19 protein-coding genes and 1 pseudogene are annotated in these 18,441 nt (G+C 72.6%); 10 read left to right on the top strand and 10 right to left on the bottom strand.

Annotated features, from left to right (window positions below; translation table 11 throughout):
* Positions 1–128: 128 nt before the first annotated feature.
* The 3 genes from CP982_RS02765 to CP982_RS02755 form a co-directional block, all read right to left on the bottom strand.
* The gene (locus CP982_RS02765) at positions 129–704 is read right to left on the bottom strand and encodes a TerD family protein (protein WP_150508979.1); all 576 of its coding nucleotides are present in this window, start codon (positions 702–704) and stop codon (positions 129–131) included.
* 127 nt (positions 705–831) lie between these two features.
* Entirely contained in the window at positions 832–1,455 is a 624-nt protein-coding gene (locus CP982_RS02760) for a hypothetical protein (RefSeq protein WP_150508978.1), read from the bottom strand.
* Between the two features lie 143 nt (positions 1,456–1,598).
* Positions 1,599–2,948 carry an NAD(P)-binding domain-containing protein gene (locus tag CP982_RS02755; RefSeq protein ID WP_150508977.1) on the bottom strand — a complete coding sequence of 450 codons (1,350 nt, stop codon included), beginning with the start codon at positions 2,946–2,948 and terminating at the stop codon, positions 1,599–1,601.
* A 170-nt stretch (positions 2,949–3,118) separates the two neighbouring features.
* Here CP982_RS02755 and CP982_RS02750 point away from each other — a divergent pair, with 170 nt between their 5' ends.
* Positions 3,119–3,481 (top strand): ArsR/SmtB family transcription factor, encoded by a 363-nt coding sequence (locus CP982_RS02750; RefSeq protein ID WP_150508976.1) that lies wholly within the window; start codon positions 3,119–3,121, stop codon positions 3,479–3,481.
* A 50-nt stretch (positions 3,482–3,531) separates the two neighbouring features.
* Positions 3,532–3,951, top strand: a complete 420-nt coding sequence (locus CP982_RS02745) for an arsenate reductase ArsC (RefSeq protein WP_150508975.1) — start codon at positions 3,532–3,534, stop codon at positions 3,949–3,951.
* A 30-nt stretch (positions 3,952–3,981) separates the two neighbouring features.
* Here the strand turns inward: CP982_RS02745 and CP982_RS02740 are convergent, their stop codons facing one another.
* Complete coding sequence (locus CP982_RS02740) at positions 3,982–4,386, bottom strand: hypothetical protein (RefSeq protein ID WP_150508974.1); 405 nt, start codon at positions 4,384–4,386, stop codon at positions 3,982–3,984.
* Between the two features lie 202 nt (positions 4,387–4,588).
* Here CP982_RS02740 and CP982_RS02735 point away from each other — a divergent pair, with 202 nt between their 5' ends.
* From CP982_RS02735 to CP982_RS42380, 3 genes and pseudogenes are all read left to right on the top strand, one after another.
* The gene (locus CP982_RS02735; RefSeq protein WP_150508973.1) at positions 4,589–4,951 is read left to right on the top strand and encodes a chymotrypsin family serine protease; all 363 of its coding nucleotides are present in this window, start codon (positions 4,589–4,591) and stop codon (positions 4,949–4,951) included.
* A gap of 114 nt (positions 4,952–5,065) precedes the next feature.
* Positions 5,066–5,239 (top strand): hypothetical protein, encoded by a 174-nt coding sequence (locus CP982_RS42385; protein WP_229879252.1) that lies wholly within the window; start codon positions 5,066–5,068, stop codon positions 5,237–5,239.
* A gap of 12 nt (positions 5,240–5,251) precedes the next feature.
* Positions 5,252–5,446: pseudogene (locus tag CP982_RS42380) on the top strand (MmyB family transcriptional regulator); the annotation flags it as partial.
* A gap of 10 nt (positions 5,447–5,456) precedes the next feature.
* On the opposite strand, the gene CP982_RS02725 reads toward CP982_RS42380, so the two are convergent.
* Positions 5,457–6,383: a helix-turn-helix domain-containing protein gene (locus CP982_RS02725; protein WP_150508972.1), complete on the bottom strand. Its 927-nt coding sequence runs from the start codon at positions 6,381–6,383 to the stop codon at positions 5,457–5,459.
* Positions 6,384–6,604: 221 nt separating this feature from the next.
* Here CP982_RS02725 and CP982_RS02720 point away from each other — a divergent pair, with 221 nt between their 5' ends.
* On the top strand, positions 6,605–6,877 hold the full coding sequence (locus tag CP982_RS02720) for a hypothetical protein (RefSeq protein WP_150508971.1): 273 nt from the start codon (positions 6,605–6,607) through the stop codon (positions 6,875–6,877).
* Here CP982_RS02720 and CP982_RS02715 read toward each other — a convergent pair.
* Positions 6,874–9,021, bottom strand: coding sequence for an endo-beta-N-acetylglucosaminidase (locus CP982_RS02715; RefSeq protein ID WP_150508970.1), 2,148 nt, complete (start codon positions 9,019–9,021; stop codon positions 6,874–6,876). The two genes, CP982_RS02720 and CP982_RS02715, sit on opposite strands and share 4 nt — an antisense overlap.
* Positions 9,022–9,143: 122 nt before the next feature.
* Positions 9,144–11,723, bottom strand: a complete 2,580-nt coding sequence (locus CP982_RS42080) for a sel1 repeat family protein (RefSeq protein WP_372503501.1) — start codon at positions 11,721–11,723, stop codon at positions 9,144–9,146.
* 281 nt (positions 11,724–12,004) lie between these two features.
* On the opposite strand from CP982_RS42080, the gene CP982_RS02705 reads away from it, so the two are divergent.
* Positions 12,005–12,187 carry a hypothetical protein gene (locus CP982_RS02705; RefSeq protein ID WP_150508968.1) on the top strand — a complete coding sequence of 61 codons (183 nt, stop codon included), beginning with the start codon at positions 12,005–12,007 and terminating at the stop codon, positions 12,185–12,187.
* A gap of 49 nt (positions 12,188–12,236) precedes the next feature.
* Here CP982_RS02705 and CP982_RS02700 read toward each other — a convergent pair whose 3' ends face one another.
* Positions 12,237–12,725, bottom strand: a complete 489-nt coding sequence (locus tag CP982_RS02700; protein ID WP_150508967.1) for a GNAT family N-acetyltransferase — start codon at positions 12,723–12,725, stop codon at positions 12,237–12,239.
* Between the two features lie 48 nt (positions 12,726–12,773).
* A complete protein-coding gene (locus CP982_RS02695) occupies positions 12,774–13,637 on the bottom strand; it encodes a LysR family transcriptional regulator (protein WP_150508966.1) in 864 nt (287 codons plus the stop codon).
* Between the two features lie 142 nt (positions 13,638–13,779).
* Here CP982_RS02695 and CP982_RS02690 point away from each other — a divergent pair, with 142 nt between their 5' ends.
* Positions 13,780–14,379, top strand: a complete 600-nt coding sequence (locus CP982_RS02690; RefSeq protein WP_150508965.1) for a short chain dehydrogenase — start codon at positions 13,780–13,782, stop codon at positions 14,377–14,379.
* A gap of 116 nt (positions 14,380–14,495) precedes the next feature.
* Here CP982_RS02690 and CP982_RS02685 read toward each other — a convergent pair whose 3' ends face one another.
* Complete coding sequence (locus tag CP982_RS02685) at positions 14,496–14,963, bottom strand: hypothetical protein (RefSeq protein WP_150508964.1); 468 nt, start codon at positions 14,961–14,963, stop codon at positions 14,496–14,498.
* A 762-nt stretch (positions 14,964–15,725) separates the two neighbouring features.
* Between CP982_RS02685 and CP982_RS02680 the strand changes: the two genes are divergently transcribed.
* Positions 15,726–16,820 carry a winged helix DNA-binding domain-containing protein gene (locus CP982_RS02680; protein WP_150508963.1) on the top strand — a complete coding sequence of 365 codons (1,095 nt, stop codon included), beginning with the start codon at positions 15,726–15,728 and terminating at the stop codon, positions 16,818–16,820.
* A 295-nt stretch (positions 16,821–17,115) separates the two neighbouring features.
* Positions 17,116–18,342, top strand: a complete 1,227-nt coding sequence (thrS, locus tag CP982_RS02675; RefSeq protein WP_150508962.1) for a threonine--tRNA ligase — start codon at positions 17,116–17,118, stop codon at positions 18,340–18,342.
* The last annotated feature ends 99 nt before the right edge of the window (positions 18,343–18,441 follow it).

Raw genomic sequence — 18,441 nt, 5'->3', positions numbered from 1 at the left:
CTGGCACCGCCCCCAGCCGCTGGCACCGCCCCCCCCAGCCGCTGTCACCGTCACTGTCATACGAGGACCGGCCCACGCATGACGCGCGTGGGCCGGTCCGGGGTGCTACGGCTGGGGCGTGTCGGTGCTCAGACGTTGACGCCGAAGTCGGATGCGATGCCGCGCAGGCCGGAGGCGTAGCCCTGGCCGACGGCGCGGAACTTCCACTCGGTGCCGTGGCGGTAGAGCTCGCCGAAGACCATGGCGGTCTCGGTGGAGGCGTCCTCGGAGAGGTCGTAGCGGGCGATCTCCTGGTTGTCGGCCTGGTTGACGACGCGGATGAAGGCGTTGCGGACCTGGCCGAAGCTCTGGCCGCGGTTCTCGGCGTCGTGGATGGAGACCGGGAAGACGATCTTGGTGATGGTGGCCGGGACGGTGGCGAGGTTGACCTTGACGGCCTCGTCGTCGCCCTCGCCCTCGCCGGTGAGGTTGTCACCGGTGTGCTCGACCGAGCCGTCGGGGCTCGTGAGGTTGTTGTAGAAGATGAAGTGCTGGTCGGAGATCACCTTGCCGGAGTCGTCGCACAGCAGAGCCGATGCGTCGAGGTCGTAGTCGGTACCCGTCGTGGTCCGCACGTCCCAGCCGAGGCCGACCAGAACGGCGGTCAGGCCGGGCGCCTCCTTGCTCAGCGAAACGTTGCCACCCTTGGACAGGGAAACACCCACTGCTCATCCTCCATCGCTTGTCGCGGCGCGCGTTTGTGCGTCGTCCTCCGGCAAGGACGCCTGGCGGTCCACCCGGGTTGCGTCGACCGGCGACGTATCGAACGGCGACGTATCGAACTCTGTACGGTTACCCGGTGTCCTCGGGGCGGAGTTCGGTGAGGCAGCTGAGCAGGAACGGCATGACGCCGCGTTCGAGGAGGGCCATGTGCCAGGCGGCGCGGGCCTGTTCGATGGTGCGGTCCGGCGCGGGGCGCGCGGCTGCCTCCGGGACGGCGCGCCGACGCGTCGTACGCCCCGGCGACCGGGCGAGGTCCGGCAGGGCCGACCCCACGGCCACGGTCGCCGCGATCAGCCCCACGGTCATGAAGGCCTCCGGGAGGTACTGCCGTTCGGTGAAGGTGGCCAGGGCCAGACCGGTGAGGAGGAGCACCTCGGCGGTGACGGCCGAGAGCACCGGCACGAGCGTGGAGAGGAGCGCGGCACGGCCGCCCGCCCGGCACACCGCACCGGCGCATCGCCTGCGTGGTCCACAGCGATCGGCCGCGGCCCGGGCGCGTACGTAGCGGGTGTACTCCTCGTCCGCCTTCGCCAGGATCGCGCGGCGCGCCCTGCGAGCTCGCGTACGGAGCTGTACGGCGCTGGGGACGTTCTTGATGCGGCGGGCCGCGTCCCTGAACTCTCTGGACCGCAGGGCCTGTTCGAGGGTGTGCTCAAGGGCGGCGGAACTCTCCGACATCTCGGCGTGAGGCACTGGCTTCTTCCTTCGGGGGGAAATCGCGAAGGAATCTACATCAGTGTAGAAGCGGTGAGGGGGTGGATCGCCGCTAATTCACCGTGATGAAGGGTCTGTTGCGGCCGACCGGGAACGTCAGGCGCGTGCGCGTGGGCGCGAGGTCACGTTTCACGAGGCGAGGGCGAGTCGAGCGCGACTGTGGTGGGAGCGGCGCAGCAGCCTCCGGCCGACGTGTCGCCCTCGGGTTGGTCGAAGAGCCCGGGCCCGCCGCACACCCCGGTCTCGGGGAGCGTCAACTCGACCCGTTCGGCGGCGTCCCGGTCCCCGGCCAGGGCGGCGGCGACGGAGCGGGTCTGCTCGTAGCCCGTCATGGCGAGGAAGGTGGGGGCGCGTCCGTACGACTTCATGCCGACCAGATAGACATCTGTCTCCGGGTGGGACAACTCCTTCGCGCCGTGCGGGTAGACGGTGCCGCAGGAGTGGACGTTCGGGTCGATGAGCGGGGCGAGGTCCACGGGGGCCTGGAGGCGTTCGTCCAGGCCGAGACGGATCTCGTCGAGGAAGGACAGGTCGGGGCGGAAGCCGGTGAGGACGACCACTTCGTCGACTCCTTCGAGGTGGCGGCCGTCCTCGGCCACCAGCACCAGGCGCCCCTGACTGTCACGCTCGACGGCCTCGGTGCGGAAGCCGGTCACCGCGGAGGCGAGTCCGCTGTCGACCGCGGCCTTGGCGCGCAGGCCGAGGGCTCCGCGGGCGGGGAGCTGATCGGCTTCGCCGCCGCCGAAGGTGCTCGCGCCCATACCGCGACGCAGGATCCACACCGCGTGCGTGCCCGGCTCCTTGGCGGCGAGGTCGGCCAGCGATGCGAGGGCGGTGAAGGCGGAGGCCCCGGAGCCCACCACGGCGGTGCGCCTGCCCGCGTAACGGGCGCGTACGGCGGGGTCCTCGAGGTCCGGGACGCGGTAGGAGATCCGGTCGGCGGCCCGCCGCTCGCCGAGGGCGGGCAGCCCGTCGCCGCCGAGCGGGCCGGGGGAGCTCCAGGTGCCGGAGGCGTCGACGACGGCTCGGGCGAGTACGCGCTCCTCGCGGCCGTCGGCGGTGCTGACGTGCACGGTGAAGGGCTGGTCCGCGCGGCCGGAGTCCACGATCCGGTCGCGTCCGGCGCGGGCCACGCCGGTCACGGTCGTGCCGTAGCGGACCGTGTCGCCGAGGGCGTCGGCGAGCGGCTCCAGATACCGCTCGACCCAGTCTCCGCCGGTCGGATACGTCCTGCCGTCGGGTCGGGCCCAGCCGGTGGGCGAGAGGAGCTTCTCCGCGGCCGGGTCGATGAGCTCGGCCCAGGCGGAGAAGAGGCGTACATGCGACCACTCGCGCACCGCGGTCCCCGCGGCCGAGCCGGATTCCAGGACCAGTGGGTCGAGGCCGCGCTCGATCAGATGGGCGGCGGCCGCCAGGCCGATGGGGCCGGCGCCGATGACGACGGTGGGGAGGGGGGTGGTGCTCTCGGTCATGGAGTGCTCCGGGATCTTTCGGTATGGGATCTTCCGGTACGGGGTGTTCCGGCACGGGGTGTTCCGGTGATGGGTGTTCCTGTGCGGGGTGAGGCGTCGATACTGCTGATTCGATGTCGGTCGATACAGTGAGCTTGCCTCCGTGATTCGACATCTGTCAACATAGACATATGTCGAATTCGAGTGCGGTGGTGCTTCCGCTGGTGGACCAGGCGGTGGCGCCGTGCTGCCCGCCGCTGACCGAGCGGCCGCTCGACGCGGACGAGGCCGAGCGGGCGGCGCGGATGTTCAAGGCCCTCGGCGATCCCGTGCGGCTGCGGCTGTTCTCGCTGATCGCCTCCCACGAGGGAGGGGAGGCGTGCGTGTGCGACATCTCCGACGTCGGGGTCTCGCAGCCGACCGTCTCGCACCACCTGAAGAAGCTCAAGGAAGCGGGCCTTCTGACCTCCGAGCGGCGCGGTACGTGGGTGTACTACCGGGTCGCGCCGAGCGTGCTCGCGGCGATGGGGAAGCTGCTGACCGCTTCGGCGTAGCACCGGCCGCAGCCAAGGAAGCACCGAAGCAACCACCGAAGGAAGCCCCGATGTCTCCCACCCCTGCCGCATCCGTGCTGTTCGTCTGCGTGCACAACGCCGGACGTTCGCAGATGGCCGCCGGATTCCTCGCTCATCTCGCGGGCGACCGCGTCGACGTCCGCTCCGCGGGCTCCCTGCCCGCCGACCAGGTCAACCCGGCCGCCGTCGAGGCCATGCGGGAAGTCGGCGTCGACATCGCCTCCGCCGCGCCCAAGGTCCTCACCGCCGAGGCCGTCGAGGCGTCCGACTACGTCATCACGATGGGCTGTGGCGACGCCTGCCCGGTCTTCCCCGGCAAGACCTACCTCGACTGGGCCCTCGACGACCCGGCGGGCCAGGGCCTCGAGGCCGTACGCCCCATCCGTGACGAGATCCGCTCCCGCGTGACCGCACTGATCGCCGAGATCGACGAACGGGCCCGCCCGTAACGGGGACAGAGGGCAATGGGGGGCAGGGGTTCATGCGCCACTACGGCACCCCTGACACACCTTTGGCGCACCCCGGACCGGGCTCCGCTGGCCCAGGCCGATCTGGACCGACTGACGGTCCGGCAGAAGGCCGCGATCCTCAACCCGCTGCGGCTCGTCGGCAGCACCGCGCAGCAGGTCGGCAGGGAACAGCGCCAGGACGGGTTCACGGGCGTACGCATCGCGCCCGGACACCGCACCGTGGAGCTCTTCCTCACCGACCCCGGCAAGAAGGACGCGTTCCTGGCCCAGGTGAAGCCGCGCGCACCCAAGGCCGACCTCGGACTCGTCGAAGTGAAGTCCGCGCCGTCGACCCGTACGGAACTCCTGCGGCACATCAACCGCCTCAAGAACCTCGGCTCCGGGCTTCCCTTCGAGATCCAGGGCATCGGGCACTCCGTGGACGGCACCTCGATCAAGGTCATGGCCAGCGACGCCGCCAAGGCCGACGCGTACTTCGCCGCCGCGTCCGAGGCTCGCATGGCCAACGGCACCACACCGCGCTACGAGGTCCTGCAAGGGCAGCGGCGGGGCTCGGACCCCGCCCTTCTACGCGGGCGCGGCCCTCGACAACGCGGGCCACCCCGAGGCGCGCTGCATGTCCGGCATCCCGGCGGTCAGCACCTGGGACGGCCTCGACGCGACCGGCTACACCCGATACCTCAACGGCGTGCGCAGCAACCTCGTCAACGACGAGGTGTGCCAGCTCGGCCACAACTCCAAGGTGGTGTGCGGGATCCGCGTCACGAACGTCGAGTTCGACCATGCCGGAGTCCTCACGACGGTCGGAGTCCAGAAGGACGGAGCCACGGCCGCGCGCGGCGGTGACAGCGGTGGCCCCGTGATCACCATCAACCACCCGGACTCCCGGGAACTCAACGAAATCATCCGCGGAGGGTGGTCGGACCGCCCCTCCTGGGTCGTCTGGGTCGCCTTCGCGATCAAGCTCAACCCCTCCTGACCCGAGCCGTCGCGACACGCAAGCTCCTGGTGGGAACCGCGCCTCCTCGGTCGTGATCGGTCGATCGGCCGGACACGGCCGAGGAGGCCTCAAGGGCTTCAGCGGGTGCGGGTGGTGTCAGCGCTGGTGGGCGGGGCGTACGACGATCTCGTTGACGTCGACCTCGGGCGGCTGCGCCACTGCGTGGCCGGTTTCCGGCTCGGCCACGGCACGGCGCCGGACGACCCGTGCGTGCGGCAGGTGCTGGGCGAACTCCTCGACATCAGCCCTGAGTTCACCGAGATGTGAGCCCGCCACGACGCCCGGGGCAAGGCCCTTGAGCGCAAGCGCTTCGACCACCGCGACGTCGGGCCGCTGAAGCTGACCATGCAGACCTTCGACGTCCGCTCGGCCCCGGGCCAGGAACTCGTCGTCTACCACGCCGAGCCGTCCTCACCCAGCAGCGAGGCGCTCGCCCTCCTCGGCTCGCTGGCCGCGACCTCGCGCCGGGCGTGAGCGCTCCTCGTCAGGGGGCGGGTTCGATGACGAAGACCTGCCCGTGCTTCTTCCGGCACGGCTCCATCGTCGCGGCGGCACCCTCCGCCGTCCCGGCGCCCCGCACCGTGACGCAGCCCTGCCCGGCCACGCGCAGCACGAACTGGCGGCTGCCGTCGGCCCCGTAGGGAGTGATGAGGAACCGGCTGCTCTGCTCGCAGGCCTCCCAGGGCTCCAGGAGCCCGTCGGCGGGCTTGCCCCGCAGCGCCTTGAGGCAGGCCTTGCCGTGATCGGGGTGGTACCAGCGAATGCGGTACTCGCCCTCGCCGACCGGCTCAAGAAGAGTCTCCTGGGGCGCCACGTCCGCACAGGGCCGCTGCACGGCCACCAAGGGCTCGTACCCGGGTGCGCGGCCGTCGGTCAGACAGAGGCGCGGTGCAAGGGCGGGGCGGATCTCCACCCGCCCCCCGGGAAGACGGTCCTCCCCGCTCCGGGAAACGGACGCGGCGGCACCCCTCCCGCTTCCCTCCGGTTCGCCCGAGGCGATGACCACCCAGGCGGTCGCGCCCACCAGCGACAGCGCGGCCAAGCAGGACAGCAGCCACTTCCGAGACCGCGGCGTACGAGCGGTACGAGGACCGGAGCGGCTCGGCGGAGCCTCCTCGGGGGCTGTCGCGGCCGGTGCGGCGAGGCCGTCCCACGCCGCGAGCCACCGCTCCGTCCGCTCTTCCTCGCCGCACGCCCGGACGAACGCGGCCAACAGCTCGGGGCGCGGCCTGGTCTTCCCGGCCAGAACGTCCGCGAGGGTGCTGCGGGGCAGGACGTCGCCCCGCGCGGCTGCCCGCAGCTCCAGTTGCCGATAGGTCAGCCCCGAGCGTCGCTTGAGCTGCCCCAGGGCGATGACGAACTCGTCGATGGATGTGGCTTGTTCGGGCTGTAAGCCCCCTGATTCCCCCATGCGGGCATGGTCGCGTCGGTCCGACGGCCGCGCAACCCGCGCGATCCGCGCGGAAAACAGGTCCGCGGTGTCCGGCTCGATCTCGGACAGAGGCCCTGACAAGGCCGGACAGGCTCCCTCTGTCCGGGACGGACGAAGGCCCTTGAGCGGCCGAGAGCGGGCCGATGAGTCTGACACCGGCCCGCACATCGCGGGATCACCCATTCCTAGGGGGAGGGCGAATGAGCCTGAGAATCGCGGGGTTCACCGTGGCCGTGGCACTGGCGGCCGTCGGATTCATGCCGCCGGGACCGGCCTCGGCGTCGGAGGCCGGGCACCGCCGGCAGATTCCTGTCAGCGGCACGGGCAGCGACGAGAGCCGGACCGCCGCCCAGGCCCCCGCCGGTGAGGCGGGGACGTCGGCATGGTGCCGACGGTCCGGGCAGGGCGACGGCGAACGGGTCGCGCCGAAGAGCGGACAGTGGAGCGGACGGTCGGCCTACGGCCACTGCTAGGCCCAGGTCACCCGCGCGGTCGCCGGAGCCGAGCGGGTGCCGTCCGGGGCCACGGCCACCAGGGACAGAGTGGTGGTCGTCTCGTCGCCCTCGCGGGTCAGGGACTTGACGTAGTGGACGTCGTCGTAGACACGGCCGAGCGGCTCCGGGGTCTCGTCCCGGCGCAGGCGCCACACGTCGTAGTACCAGACGCCCGACTCTGCGAGGTCCCAGGCGAGGAAGACCTCGGCCTGGGTGCGCGCCGCGTCCGGGTGGGTCTTCTCCACCGTGAAGCCGGTCGGCCGGGCAGGGGCCTCGGAGGGGCCCGGGGGCAGCAGGGCCAGCTCTCCGAGGTGCAGGCGGTACGCGTCCGTGGACGGGGGCGACACCCGCAGGTGCAGCGCCGCGACGGTCCGCCCCCGGAAGGCCTCCAGCGGCAGCGTGACCGTGGTCCAGCCGGATGCCGCCGCCGGTCCGGCCGCGAGCCACGACGTGCGCTCCGGGGCGTCCTCGAAGACAAGGCCCAGTTCGAGGCCGCTGTCCCGGCCCGGCCGTTCGGTGCGGAACACCAGGCGGGCGCGCTCGCCGCCCGTGACGCGAAGGCTCGTCTTGAAGAGCCGGACGGTGGTGGCGCGGGCGGCCCCGCGCGCCGCGGAGACCAGCAGGGACGAGCCGCCGTCGTACGCGATCGAGGGGTCGTAGTCGACGGTGGCCGGGGCGCCGTCGCCCTCACCGCGCACCCACCACTGCCAGGTGGGCAGCAGGTCCTGGGCCCCGGCGTTGTTCCACTCCCGGTCGGAGCGGCGCACTCCGTCGAGGAAGAACGCCCGGCCGTGGCCGGTGTTGAAGCGGGTGACGAACGGGAAGGAGCCGATCACCGACCGCTCCGCGATGTAGTGCGCGACGCCGTCCCACTTGCGGTGGTTGTCGGGGTCGTTGGGCCGGCCGTTGTCGGGCCAGGGGACGTACTCGGTCCTGCCGGTGCGGGTGGGGTCCTCGTTGGGGCCCGACCAGTAGCGGCGCTCGCGCACGAAGGTGTTCTCCTGCTTGTCCGGGTCGGTGCGGTCAGGGTTGTTCGCCCAGGCCATGTGCGTGCCGAAGAGGGCCCAACTCGTCTGCGCGCGGCCGCCCTCGGGGAAGACGAGCCGGGTGTCGTAGGGCGGGTTGAACCCGTACTTCTCGTTCTCGGTGCCGAGGTACACCACGTCGTACACCTTCATGCCGAGCCGCTTCGCGGTCGCGACGGAAGCAGCCACCCGAGAGGCGTTCCAGGCGTAGTTGATGAAGATGCTGTCGTTGACGGCGGTGTCCTGGTGACGCACCCAGGGGGCGTTGGCGTCGTTGAACTGGTTCTGGTAGGCGAGCTGACCGCTCGTGGTCAGTGAGTCGTACCACTGCAGGTGGAAGCCCGCCGGGGCCTTGGCCCGCAGGTACTTCAGGAACGCCATCAACCGTGTCGCGTCCGTACGGGATATGGACGCCTCCTGGTTGATGAAGTAGCCGTCGAAACCGAAGTAGTCGGCCATCTCCAGCAGCTTGTCGGCGACGGGGAAGGAGCCGTCGGACCGCTGCTCCAGATAGGCGGAGAACGATCCGTTCCGCGGCCAGAACCACCCCGCGAGCGATTTGACCCCGTTGCGGTGCGCGGCGTCGGTGTACGCCGGGTTGGGCAGGTTGATGAGTCCGTGCTCGGGGTCGGTCGTGGACGAGCCCGCCACCGGCATGCCGTGCCAGGAGCTGTACAGGTCGCTGTACTGCCAGAACCTCAACAGCCTGCGCGCGTACTGGTCGTTGTGGCGGTAGGCCGTGAAGAAGGCGTTGTCGTAGTCGTAGGACATGTTCATCACCTGGGCCTCGGAGGCCAGGGCGGGCCGTGCCTGGGTCGCGGCGAAGGGCGCGATGCGGGAGGCGAGCGGCACCCGCGAGCGGAAGTGGCGCGCGTACGGATCCGACTCGGGTGTCCAGGACTTGAGACCGGCCGCGTTGTAACCGTGCATGTACGGCTGGTGGGGCGCGCGGGCCCGCCCCTCCTCGGCGGCGAACGCGACCCCGGCGGCCCCGGCGAGCGACACCGTCCCGGCCAGGCCCACCGTCACCCCCGCGGCACCGAGCATCTTCAGGAACGCACGCCGCTCAACGGGAGCTGCCGCCGGTCTGGCTTCCATGGCCGTCTCTCCTCACACCGCAGTGATGACAACGCTGTCAGATGTCGCGTGGCGTTCCTATCGCAGGTGGGGACGGCCGTCAATCAGGCAGTCCGGGTGGCTGGTTGGCCATCGGCGTGGCCTCAGGGAAGCAGCGGCCAGTCCCACGGATCGCTCGCGGATCCGTCGGCCGCCAGGCCGAACCGCAGATACGTCTCCTCCTCCGCGCCCCGCAGACGCGCCAGCGAGAGTACGGACGAGGACACTTCCGCGTCGCCGGTGTCGGCCGCCATGAGGTGCAATTGCTCGGCTCGTTCGCGGTCGCCCGCTGCCTCCCGGATGCGGGCCAGGCACGACAGCGCGTCCGTGTCGGCTTCGGCTTCGACGGCCTGCCAGTAGAGGGCCTCGGCTTCGGCGGTGTCCCCGGCCGCCTCCCGCATCCGGGCGACTTGGCGCAGTGCGGAGAGGTCCCCGGACTCCACGGCCTTCCGGAAGGACGACTCGGCCTTCTCGGGGTCGCCGGCCTTCTCCCACATGAACGCGAGCAGGAACCAGGCGTGGTGGTCGCCCGCCGACGCGGCCTGCTGGAAGAGCAGCTCCGCGCGCTCCGGTCGGCCCGACCGGCCCATCAGGTGGGCCACGAGGATCAATGATTCGGTGTCGCCCTCGTCGGCGAAGCGGTGGAGCTGCCGGTCCGCTTGCTCTTGCCGCCCGGTCTCCTCCCACAGGCACACCAGTTGCCGGAGCGCGTTCGCGTGCCCGGCGTCGGCCGCGCGCCGGTAGAGGTCGGCGGCCTGCTCCGGTGAGCCCTCGCGCCGCCGTGACTGCGCCATGAAGACGAGCACGTCGGTGTGGCCCGCCCGCAGGGCCTGCTCGTAGTAGGCCCAGGCCTTGCCGGGCTCACCCGCCCCGTCCCACATGAGGCCCGCGTACGCGAGCGCGTCGTCGACCCCCGCCGCCGAGGCCCGCAGATAGAGCTTCTCGGCCTCCTCCCAGGCCCAGGCGTCCTCCCACAGGGCCGCCTGGTAGAGGAGGCCGTCGGTGTTCCCGGCGTCGGCGGCCAGTTGGTAGAGCTTCTCGGCTTCCTCCATGTCGCAGTTGTCCTGCCGCATCTGCCCGAGGCGGATCAGGGCGTACGACTCCCCGGCCTCGGCGGCGGCGTCGTAGAGGCGCACGGCATGGGCGTACCGGGCTCTCCGCCGTGCCGCGTCGCCGAGGCGGAGCAGCCCTTCGCGAGGGGTTTCGGGGTGCGTGAGGTGCTCGTGCGCCGCGTTCCAGAACGAGTCGGGCGGGCAGCGGAAGCGGCGGGCGTGGCGGCCGTGGTGCTGGAGGTAGTCCGCGAGGCGTGCCGTGCCGGGGAGCCTTCCTATGGCGGTCGGGTGAGGGACGTCCTGGAGGGGACGGGTGGTGTGCTTGATCAGGGTGCGGGCGCGGGCCAGGGCGTGGCCGAACCAGTCGGGGCGGGCGCGGGCGCGTTCGGCGGCGGTGAGGTAGCCGACGGCCGCCGCTTCGAGGAAGGCCAGGGGGAGGGCGCCGAGTCCGCCGAGCCGGTGGGCGTCCATCGCCGCGCTGATCAGCGCGCTGCCGTGCGGGCCGTGCGGTCCCGCGGCGCGCTCGTAGTGGCGGACGAGGTCCGGCCCCGCGGCGAGCACCTGGGTCAGTTCGGCCGCCCCGGCGGCCACGGCCTCGGCGAGTGACGGGTCCTCGGCCGCGGCGGCACGGGCCGCGTCCAGGTCACCGGCGAACGACCGCGGCAGGTCCACCCAGTGGGCCTGGGCGAGCAGGGCCCGCGCGTGCCGGTGGGCGTCCCTGGCGTGGGTCGCCGGGCGGGTGAGGGCCTCCGCGTGCTCGGGCCACAGCGTGGCGATCACGAGGAGCGGGCCCTCGCCGTCGAGCCTGCGGAGCAGCGCGGCCGCCGCGGCCTCGCCGCGGGCGTCGGCGAGGTAGTCCTGTGCCTCGTTGAGCCACAGCACCGTGCGCGGTGGGAGGGCGGCCGCCGCCAGGACGGCGAGCAGGCTGTCGGCGTCGGCCGGAAAGAGCAGGTCGAAGTCCTCCGGTACGGCCGCGTGGAGGGCTTCGTAGGCGGTGCGGGTCTTTCCCGTGCACGACGGGCCTTGCACCACGACCAGGACCGGGCGGGCCTCGTCGGTGCCGGTGGTGGTGGCTGCGGCGAGGAGGCGTTGCAGGCGTACGTCGTGCTGCCGGGGCACATAGCGGGGCAGGACGAAGCGGTCGGCGTCCGCGCCCGCCGGGCCATGGTGTTGGCCGGGGATGGCCGGGTGGACGCCCAACCGCCCCGCGGGCCAGGCCCGTAGCGGCCGTGGCCGGTCCGGCAGCGCGGCCTGAAGGGCCCGCAGCCCGTCATGCTCCAGGGCGGCCCGCGCCCGCTGGCGCTCCGCCTCGATCCGGGAGCGCTCGGTGCGGCGCCCCCGCTCGGCCTCGAAGGCGGCGCGCCAGCGCCGCTCGTCGAGCAACTCGCCCACGGTGTCCGCGCTCAGGGCGTCGGCCCGCGTCGCCAGCAGCCCCCTGCGCGCTGCCTCCGCCCGGATCTCGTCGAGCACCGCGAGGAGCGGATCGACGCGTTGCGGAAGCTGCCGACCGTCGAGCCACGCGCCCGGCGTTCCGTGCGACACCCCGGCGGCCCGGGCGAGGCGGCGGTCCGAGGGCTCGCCGCCCAGGTGGTGACGCTTGAGCGCGCCGACCCGGCGCAGCCGCGTGAACACGTCCTCCAACCGGCCCGCCCCCGCTTGCCGTTGCCGTCACCGACCGGCCGGACCGTCGTGAACGGACACCACCGGATGCCCGAAGCCTAGGCTCCCCACCAGTGGGTGTGCAGCCCGGTCGGCGGATTCCGTGCGGAGGGCAGCCGGACAGGTCTCTCGACACGCAGTGTGCCTTCAGACCTTCAAGCCCTCAGCCCCAGCCCGGCCTCGGGGCGACGGGGTCTCCCGACCGAGCACCGCGAAGCCCCGTAAGCCAGGGGCGCCGACGGAAGGACCACCCGATGTCAGCCACGCAACTCCTCGCGCTCCTCCTGGCCTTCTCCGCCGCGCTCCACCTCGGCGGCGCGGCGGCCTTCACCGCTTGGCGTGGCGGCACCCCCGTGGCCCACGCCCTCCTCATCGGCGGCGGGGCCACGGGCAGCGCCTGCGCGCTCTACGTCTCCGTGGTGGCCGCCTACCGCTGACGGGCCGTCTGCGCCACGGCGTTCGCGGCCGCACGGCTCGGGCCGTGCCTCACCGGGCGATGGCGAAGCGCAGTTCCGGCCGCTCCCAGGTGACCTTCGGCGGCAGCGGAGCGACTGTTCCGACCGGCTCCGCTCCCAGGCGGCGGTAGAACCGCTCGGCCGGGGGGTGGGAGACGACCCGCACGTCGGTCACCCCGGCCTCCGCGGCGCGCCCCTTCATGTGCTCCACCAGGAGGCGCCCGACGCCAAGCCCCTGCGCGGCGTCCGCCACGAACATCAGGTCCAGCTCCGGAGGATCGAGGATCAGGGCGTAGAAACCCAGGAGTTGACCGGTTGCACCACCGGTCGCACCACTGGCCGTACGACTGGCCGGGCCGACCGCTGCGAAGACCTCATGCCGAGCGATGTAGTCGCCGGTGACCCGGTAGCCCGAGATCATCGGGGCGTACCGGCCCCGGTAGGCGCTGGAGCCCTGGACCAGGGCGGTCAGGGGCTCCGCGTCCCGCCCAACGGCGCGTCTGATGGTCGTCACCTGCATGTCCGCAGTATAGGAGTGAGTCTGAGGGTTGGGTATTACAGGTCGGACCTAGGCGCTGACCACCTCGCGCACCGCCGCCAGGAACTCCTCCGTGCGGGGGTGCGTGGGGTGGGCCGGGCGGGCGAGATAGACCGTGGCGGCGGGCGCGTCGTCGATCGGGACGAAGCGCACCCCGGGGTGGCTGTGGCTCTCCGCCGTGCCCGCCGCGCCGACACCGAACGCGCCGCCCGTGGCGATGAGGTTCAGCCACTCGTCGACGTTGCGCACCTCGACCGTGCGGTGCGGGCGCTGTGCCGGGGGCCAGAGCTCCACCGACGCGGTGCCGGTGTCCGGCCACAGGGCCAGGGGCAGGGCCGGGCCCGCGGTCAGCTCCGCGAGGCGCACCCGGGCGCGGGCCGCGAGCGGATGGTCGTCGGGAAGGGCGGCGACCCGGTCCTCGGTGTAGAGGGCCTCGGTGCGGATGCGCGGGTCGGCGGGCACGGTGCGCAGCACCGCCACGTCGGTGTCGCCGGTGGCCAGGCCCGCGGTGCTGTTGTCCTGCCGTACGACTTCGAGCGGGGCGTGCGGCTGCCCCCGGCGCCACGAGCGCAGCAGCGGGACGGTCTGCTGCCCGAGGACCGCGCACGTGTAGCCGAGCCGCAGCGGCCGGTCGACCGCCCGGGCGTCGGCGAGGGCCGCGTCCAGGTGCGCGAGGATGGCGCGCCCGTGCCCCAGGAGGGTCGCCCCGGCCGGGGTGAGATCCAGATGCCGGGAGGAGCGGTCCACGAGGCGGACCCCCACGCGCGCCTCCAGCTGGGCGAGCGTGCGGGAGAGCGCGGGCTGCGTCATGTGCAGGAGCGCGGCCGCGGCGGTGACGGTGCCCGCATCGGCGATGGCGGCCAGGGCCTTGAGGTGACGCAGTTCCACATCCATGCGCGGGAAGCATAGTCGCTGCCCAGACGGCATTTCCGGGGGCGGAGCGCGATCCGTAGCGTCGGATGCGCCGGGTGAGCCACCCGGCTTCCCTCCTGACGCGGTCTCGGGGGTACCTCTTCGAAGCATCGGATGGTGAGCTGTGAGGATTCTTCTGGTCGGCGCGGGCGGCACGCTGGGCTCCGCGGTACGCGAGGCGCTCGCGGAGCGCGGCCACGAGGTGATCGGCGTGGGCCGCACGAGCGGGGACCTGATCGGCGACGTCAGTGATCCGGCGGCCGTGGCCCGGCTGTACGCACAGGCCGGTCCCCTGGACGCGGTCGCCGTCGCGGCGGGCGACGCCGTCTTCAAGCCGCTGGCCGACCTCGCCGCGGACGACTTCGCGGCGACCTTCCGCGGCAAGGCCCTCAGCCAGCTGGAGCTGGTCCGCCAGGGCGCCCGGCACGTGGCCGCGACCGGTTCGTTCACGCTGGTCAGCGGCGTCCTCACCGAGGAGCCGATCGTGGCAGGGGCCGCCGCGTCCGCGGCCAACGGCGCGGTCGAGGCGTTCGTACGCGCCGCCGCGATCGAGCTGCCGCCGCAGCGGATCAACGCGGTGAGCCCGACGGTGGCCGAGGAGTCCCTGCCCGCCTACGGGCCGTTCTTCGCGGGCATGGAGCCCGTCCCGGCGGCGCGCGTCGCGACGGCGTACGTCCGCGCCGTCGAAGGGGCGCAGACGGGGCAGGTGTACCGGGTGCGCTAGGTCTTGGAGGTCGCCGGAATCGCGGTTGCCGAGGCGCGTGGGCACGGCGAGGGCCGCACCCCTCCCGGACGGGGATGCGGCCCTGCGTGTGCCAGGTCATGTGGAGGACTTGGTGCCTACCCGTCGATCGGGCGCAGGAAGTCCAGCGTCCAGATCTGGTGGAAGTCGGCCTTGTGCGGGGTGACGAGTTCGATCTGCTGGCCGAAGTGACCAGCCTTGAGGGCGAGCTGGTCCTTCTCGTCGATGATCTGAAGGCCGCCGATGCCCGGCGCGAAGGTCCACTTCGTCCACTGGTCCCGGTTGACGTTGTTGGCCCAGAGCTTCTGGTCGGTGACGACGAGCCCGGGGTTCGTCGAGGCGTCCTCGTCGAAGTCGTCGGCCAGGGAGATCACGTACGGTGCTCCGGGGACGGGCTCGGCGGGCTGGATGGCCCACTCCTGGAGGATCGGCGGGTACAGCGGACGGTCGGTGTTGACGGGGAGGCCGTGTTCGACGGCGTGTTCCCGAGCGGTGATGAGGGCCGGCGGTCCGATGATGTGGGCGTAGAAGCGGTAGACACCGGGCTTCACCGGAATCGGAGGCATCGTCGCCTTCCTTTCCCTGACTCTGGGCGGCGGTCGGGTTACCGCCGGTGAGCATCCACGTTGTCAGGCGTCGCGGATCCGTAGCAGAGTGCGAAGCCGCCAGGCTGAGCACGACGGGAAGCGCACGGGCGTCCTTGACGCCGCGAGAGATTCTGTAAGGGCACCGCCGACATGCCGCCGGACCGGCTCCGGCGGCCCGGCCGCCTTCGGCCGCCGCATGAAACGCCCTGGCCACCGAGCAGTCCGCCGCCGTGTCGGCGGCGGATCCCGCAGCGTCCCGGTGCGTGCGTGGCCGTGGAACTCGCATGCTGCCGCCCGGTCGTCGCCGGACCGACTCGCACCTCCCGTCCAGCGGCAGACCCAGCAGGCAACGCTCGCCCCACCGCCACCGGGCCGTCAGCGGAGCCTGCGCCGTGACTCCGCCAAGTCCGCCTCGACGGGTGCCTCACGCACGGCCTCATTCCGATGCCTCACTCCCGGCCGGGACGAGAACGGCGGTTACTACGGCCGTGTGGCGACGGAGGCGCGCGTAGCGGACACGGCCTGACCGCAACTCCTGGCACTGTGACCATCGACCGAACAGACGCGTGGGGTGAGCGCCGCGACGACGCCCGCCCCGCGATGCCGAATCGAGGACCAAGCAGTGAAGACGCGTACGCGCGGCCGTACCGGACACCACGTCGGCCGGGACCACTCGGACACCTCGACGCCAGGGAACCGCCGACTCCCGCAGCCGCTCGCCGAGCGCCCGGAGGCGACCCGGTGACCGTGCTCGACACCCGCACCCTCGGCCGCGCGACGCTCGCCCGGCAGCTGCTCCTCGACCGAGCGGACCTCTCGACCCTCGGCGCCGTCGCGCACCTCGGCGGCCTCCAGGCGCAGGAGCCGCAGGAGCCCTTCGTCGGACTCTGGTCACGGATTCGCGCCTTCGCGCCGGGAGAGCTCTCGGACCTGCTCGTCGAGCGGCGCGTGGTGCGCACGCACCTCATGCGCCGTACGGTCCACCTCGTCACGGCCGACGACGCCCTGGCCTGGCGGTCCCGGCACGACGCGATGCTGCGCCAGAAGGTCCTCGGCGTCTACCGCGCCGAGTTGAACGGGGTCGACCTCGGCGAACTCGCCGCGGCGGGCCGGGAAACGCTGGCTGACGGCGAGCCCCGCACCATGGCCGAGCTGACGCGCGCGGTCGCCGACCGCTGGCCGGACACGCCGCCGCGCGCGCTGGGGGAGATGCTGATCGCAGCCCTCGTACCGATGGCCCAGGTGCCGCCGCGCGGCCTGTGGCGTACCAAGGGCGGCGTACGCAACCTCCCGCTCGCCACGTGGCTCGGGCGCGAGATCGCGCCGCTGTCCCCTGCGGGCTCCGATCCGGTCGGCCAGACGCTGGTACGCCGCTATCTGGCGGCTTTCGGCCCGGCCGCCACGGCCGACCTGCGCGCCTGGAGCGGTGTCGCGGGGCTCCCGGCCGCGGTCGCCGCCGTCCGCGGGGAACTCGTCGCCTTCCGCGACGAGCGGGGCCGCGAACTGCTCGACCTGCCCGACGCGCCGCGCCCGGACCCCGACACGCCCGCGCCGGTGCGGTTCCTGCCCGCGTTCGACAACGCGATCCTCGGCTACCAGGACCGGGGCCGGATCATCGACGACGCCCATCGCGGCCTGTCGGTCGCCGGTGAACGCGTCGTCCTGGTCGACGGCCGGGTCGCGGCGACGTGGACCGTGGCGGACGACACCGTGACGGTGACCCCGCTGCGCCCCTTCTCGCGCGCCGAGCGCACCGCCGTCACCGAGGAGGGCAGCGCCCTTTCGGCGTTCCTCTCGGACCAGGACAGCGAGCGCGTACGCATCGCGCCGCGCTGAGCGCCCCGGCCCGACGGCTCCCCGACGCGACGGCCCAGCCGCGCGCCACATCGAGCCTTTCGCTGAAGCGGGCTGCCACCTAGTGCGGCCCGGGGTGTGGCCCCGGGCGGGAAAAGGCGGTGCGGGTGTCATCACGGCTTGCTAGCGTCCTGCACATGAAGCGCGCCGCTGACATGACGACGACGCCGGAGAGTGTCCCGGCGCGCTGACAGACGTCTTGATCCGAAGCCCCGGGGTGAGTGCCCCGGGGCTTCGTCCTGTGGTCACCCGCCCTCCCGTCCGCGAGGAGACCGCCATGCCCGACCACCGCAGACTCGGCCGCGAGCTCGGCCTGTTCGACACCGACCCGCTCATCGGCGCGGGACTTCCGTACTGGCTACCCGACGGCGCGGTGCTGCGGCACACCGTGGAGGAGTACATCCGCGACGCCGAGCGGCGGGCGGGCTACCGGCACGTCTACTCACCCGTGCTCGGCAAGCGCGAGCTGTACGAGATCTCCGGGCACTGGGCGCACTACAGCGACGACATGTTCCCGCCGATGGACCTCGGCGGCGAGCAGGTCGTGCTGCGGCCGAGCCTGTGCCCGCACCACGCGGTGATCTACCGGTCCCGCTCCCACAGCTACCGCGAACTGCCGCTGCGGATGGCCGAACTCGGCGGCATGTACCGCTCGGAGCTCTCCGGCGTGCTCGGCGGACTGACCCGGGTGCGCGCCATCCAGCTCAACGACGCGCACATCTTCTGCACCCTGGAGCAGGTCGCGGAGGAGGCGTCCGCGGCCCTGGACCTGATCCGCCGTGCGTACGAGGCGCTCGGGATCACCCCGGCCCGCCACCGCCTCTCCCTCCCCGGCCCCGGCGGCAAGTACGTGGCCGCGCCCGAGAAGTGGGAGCGCGCCACCGCCCTGCTGACCGACGTGCTCGACCGCTCGGGCCTTTCCTACGAGGCGGCCGAGGGGGAGGCCGCGTTCTACGGCCCCAAGATCGACGTCCAGGTCACCGACAGCGCCGGACGCGAGTCCACCCTGTCCACCGTGCAGGTCGACTTCCACCAGCCCGAGCAGTTCGACCTGCACTACATCGGCCCGGACGGCGCCAAGCACCGCCCGGTCATGGTCCACCGCAGCATCATCGGCAGCGTGGAGCGGGCCGTCGCCCACCTCATCGAGCGGCACGGCGGCGCCTTCCCCGCCTGGCTCGCCCCCACCCAGCTTGCGGTCCTGCCCCTCACCGACGCCGAGCTGCCCCATGCCCGCGCCTTCGCCGGACGCTGCGCCGAACAGGGCCTGCGCGCCGAGGTGTTCGGCCCGGAGCACGGCAGCCTAGGCGCCCGCGTCCGGCAGGCCCGGCTCGTTCCGTACCAAGCGGTCATCGGCCCCAAGGAAGCCGCCGCCGACCACGTCTCGCTGCGCCTGCGCGACGGACGGCGGTTCGGCCCCCGGTCGCACGGCGACGTACTCGCCCGCGTCGGCGCTGTCGTACGGGCGCGCGGCACCGGTTTGTGGGACGAGGAGGACGCCTAGGACCGGGCCCGCGGGGGGCTTCAGGCCAGGGGGCCGCACCGGGGGCGGGCTGTCGCCCACCGCTCGCGCTCCCCTACAGTGCGTGAAGCCCGCACCCGC

This window comes from Streptomyces spectabilis, from assembly GCF_008704795.1.
GTDB lineage: Bacteria > Actinomycetota > Actinomycetes > Streptomycetales > Streptomycetaceae > Streptomyces > Streptomyces spectabilis.
This window is presented reverse-complemented; position numbering and strand designations above follow the sequence as displayed.

Bases quoted from the DNA above. Each gene is read 5' to 3' on its own strand.
- CP982_RS02755 (WP_150508977.1), bottom strand. From the start codon at position 2,948: ATGACCGAGAGCACCACCCCCCTCCCCACCGTCGTCATCGGCGCCGGC.
- CP982_RS02750 (WP_150508976.1), top strand. From the start codon at position 3,119: ATGTCGAATTCGAGTGCGGTGGTGCTTCCGCTGGTGGACCAGGCGGTG.
- CP982_RS02745 (WP_150508975.1), top strand. From the start codon at position 3,532: ATGTCTCCCACCCCTGCCGCATCCGTGCTGTTCGTCTGCGTGCACAAC.
- CP982_RS02735 (WP_150508973.1), top strand. From the start codon at position 4,589: ATGTCCGGCATCCCGGCGGTCAGCACCTGGGACGGCCTCGACGCGACC.
- CP982_RS02725 (WP_150508972.1), bottom strand. From the start codon at position 6,383: ATGGGGGAATCAGGGGGCTTACAGCCCGAACAAGCCACATCCATCGAC.
- CP982_RS02720 (WP_150508971.1), top strand. From the start codon at position 6,605: ATGAGCCTGAGAATCGCGGGGTTCACCGTGGCCGTGGCACTGGCGGCC.
- CP982_RS02715 (WP_150508970.1), bottom strand. From the start codon at position 9,021: ATGGAAGCCAGACCGGCGGCAGCTCCCGTTGAGCGGCGTGCGTTCCTG.
- CP982_RS02705 (WP_150508968.1), top strand. From the start codon at position 12,005: ATGTCAGCCACGCAACTCCTCGCGCTCCTCCTGGCCTTCTCCGCCGCG.
- CP982_RS02700 (WP_150508967.1), bottom strand. From the start codon at position 12,725: ATGCAGGTGACGACCATCAGACGCGCCGTTGGGCGGGACGCGGAGCCC.
- CP982_RS02695 (WP_150508966.1), bottom strand. From the start codon at position 13,637: ATGGATGTGGAACTGCGTCACCTCAAGGCCCTGGCCGCCATCGCCGAT.
- CP982_RS02685 (WP_150508964.1), bottom strand. From the start codon at position 14,963: ATGCCTCCGATTCCGGTGAAGCCCGGTGTCTACCGCTTCTACGCCCAC.
- thrS (WP_150508962.1), top strand. From the start codon at position 17,116: ATGCCCGACCACCGCAGACTCGGCCGCGAGCTCGGCCTGTTCGACACC.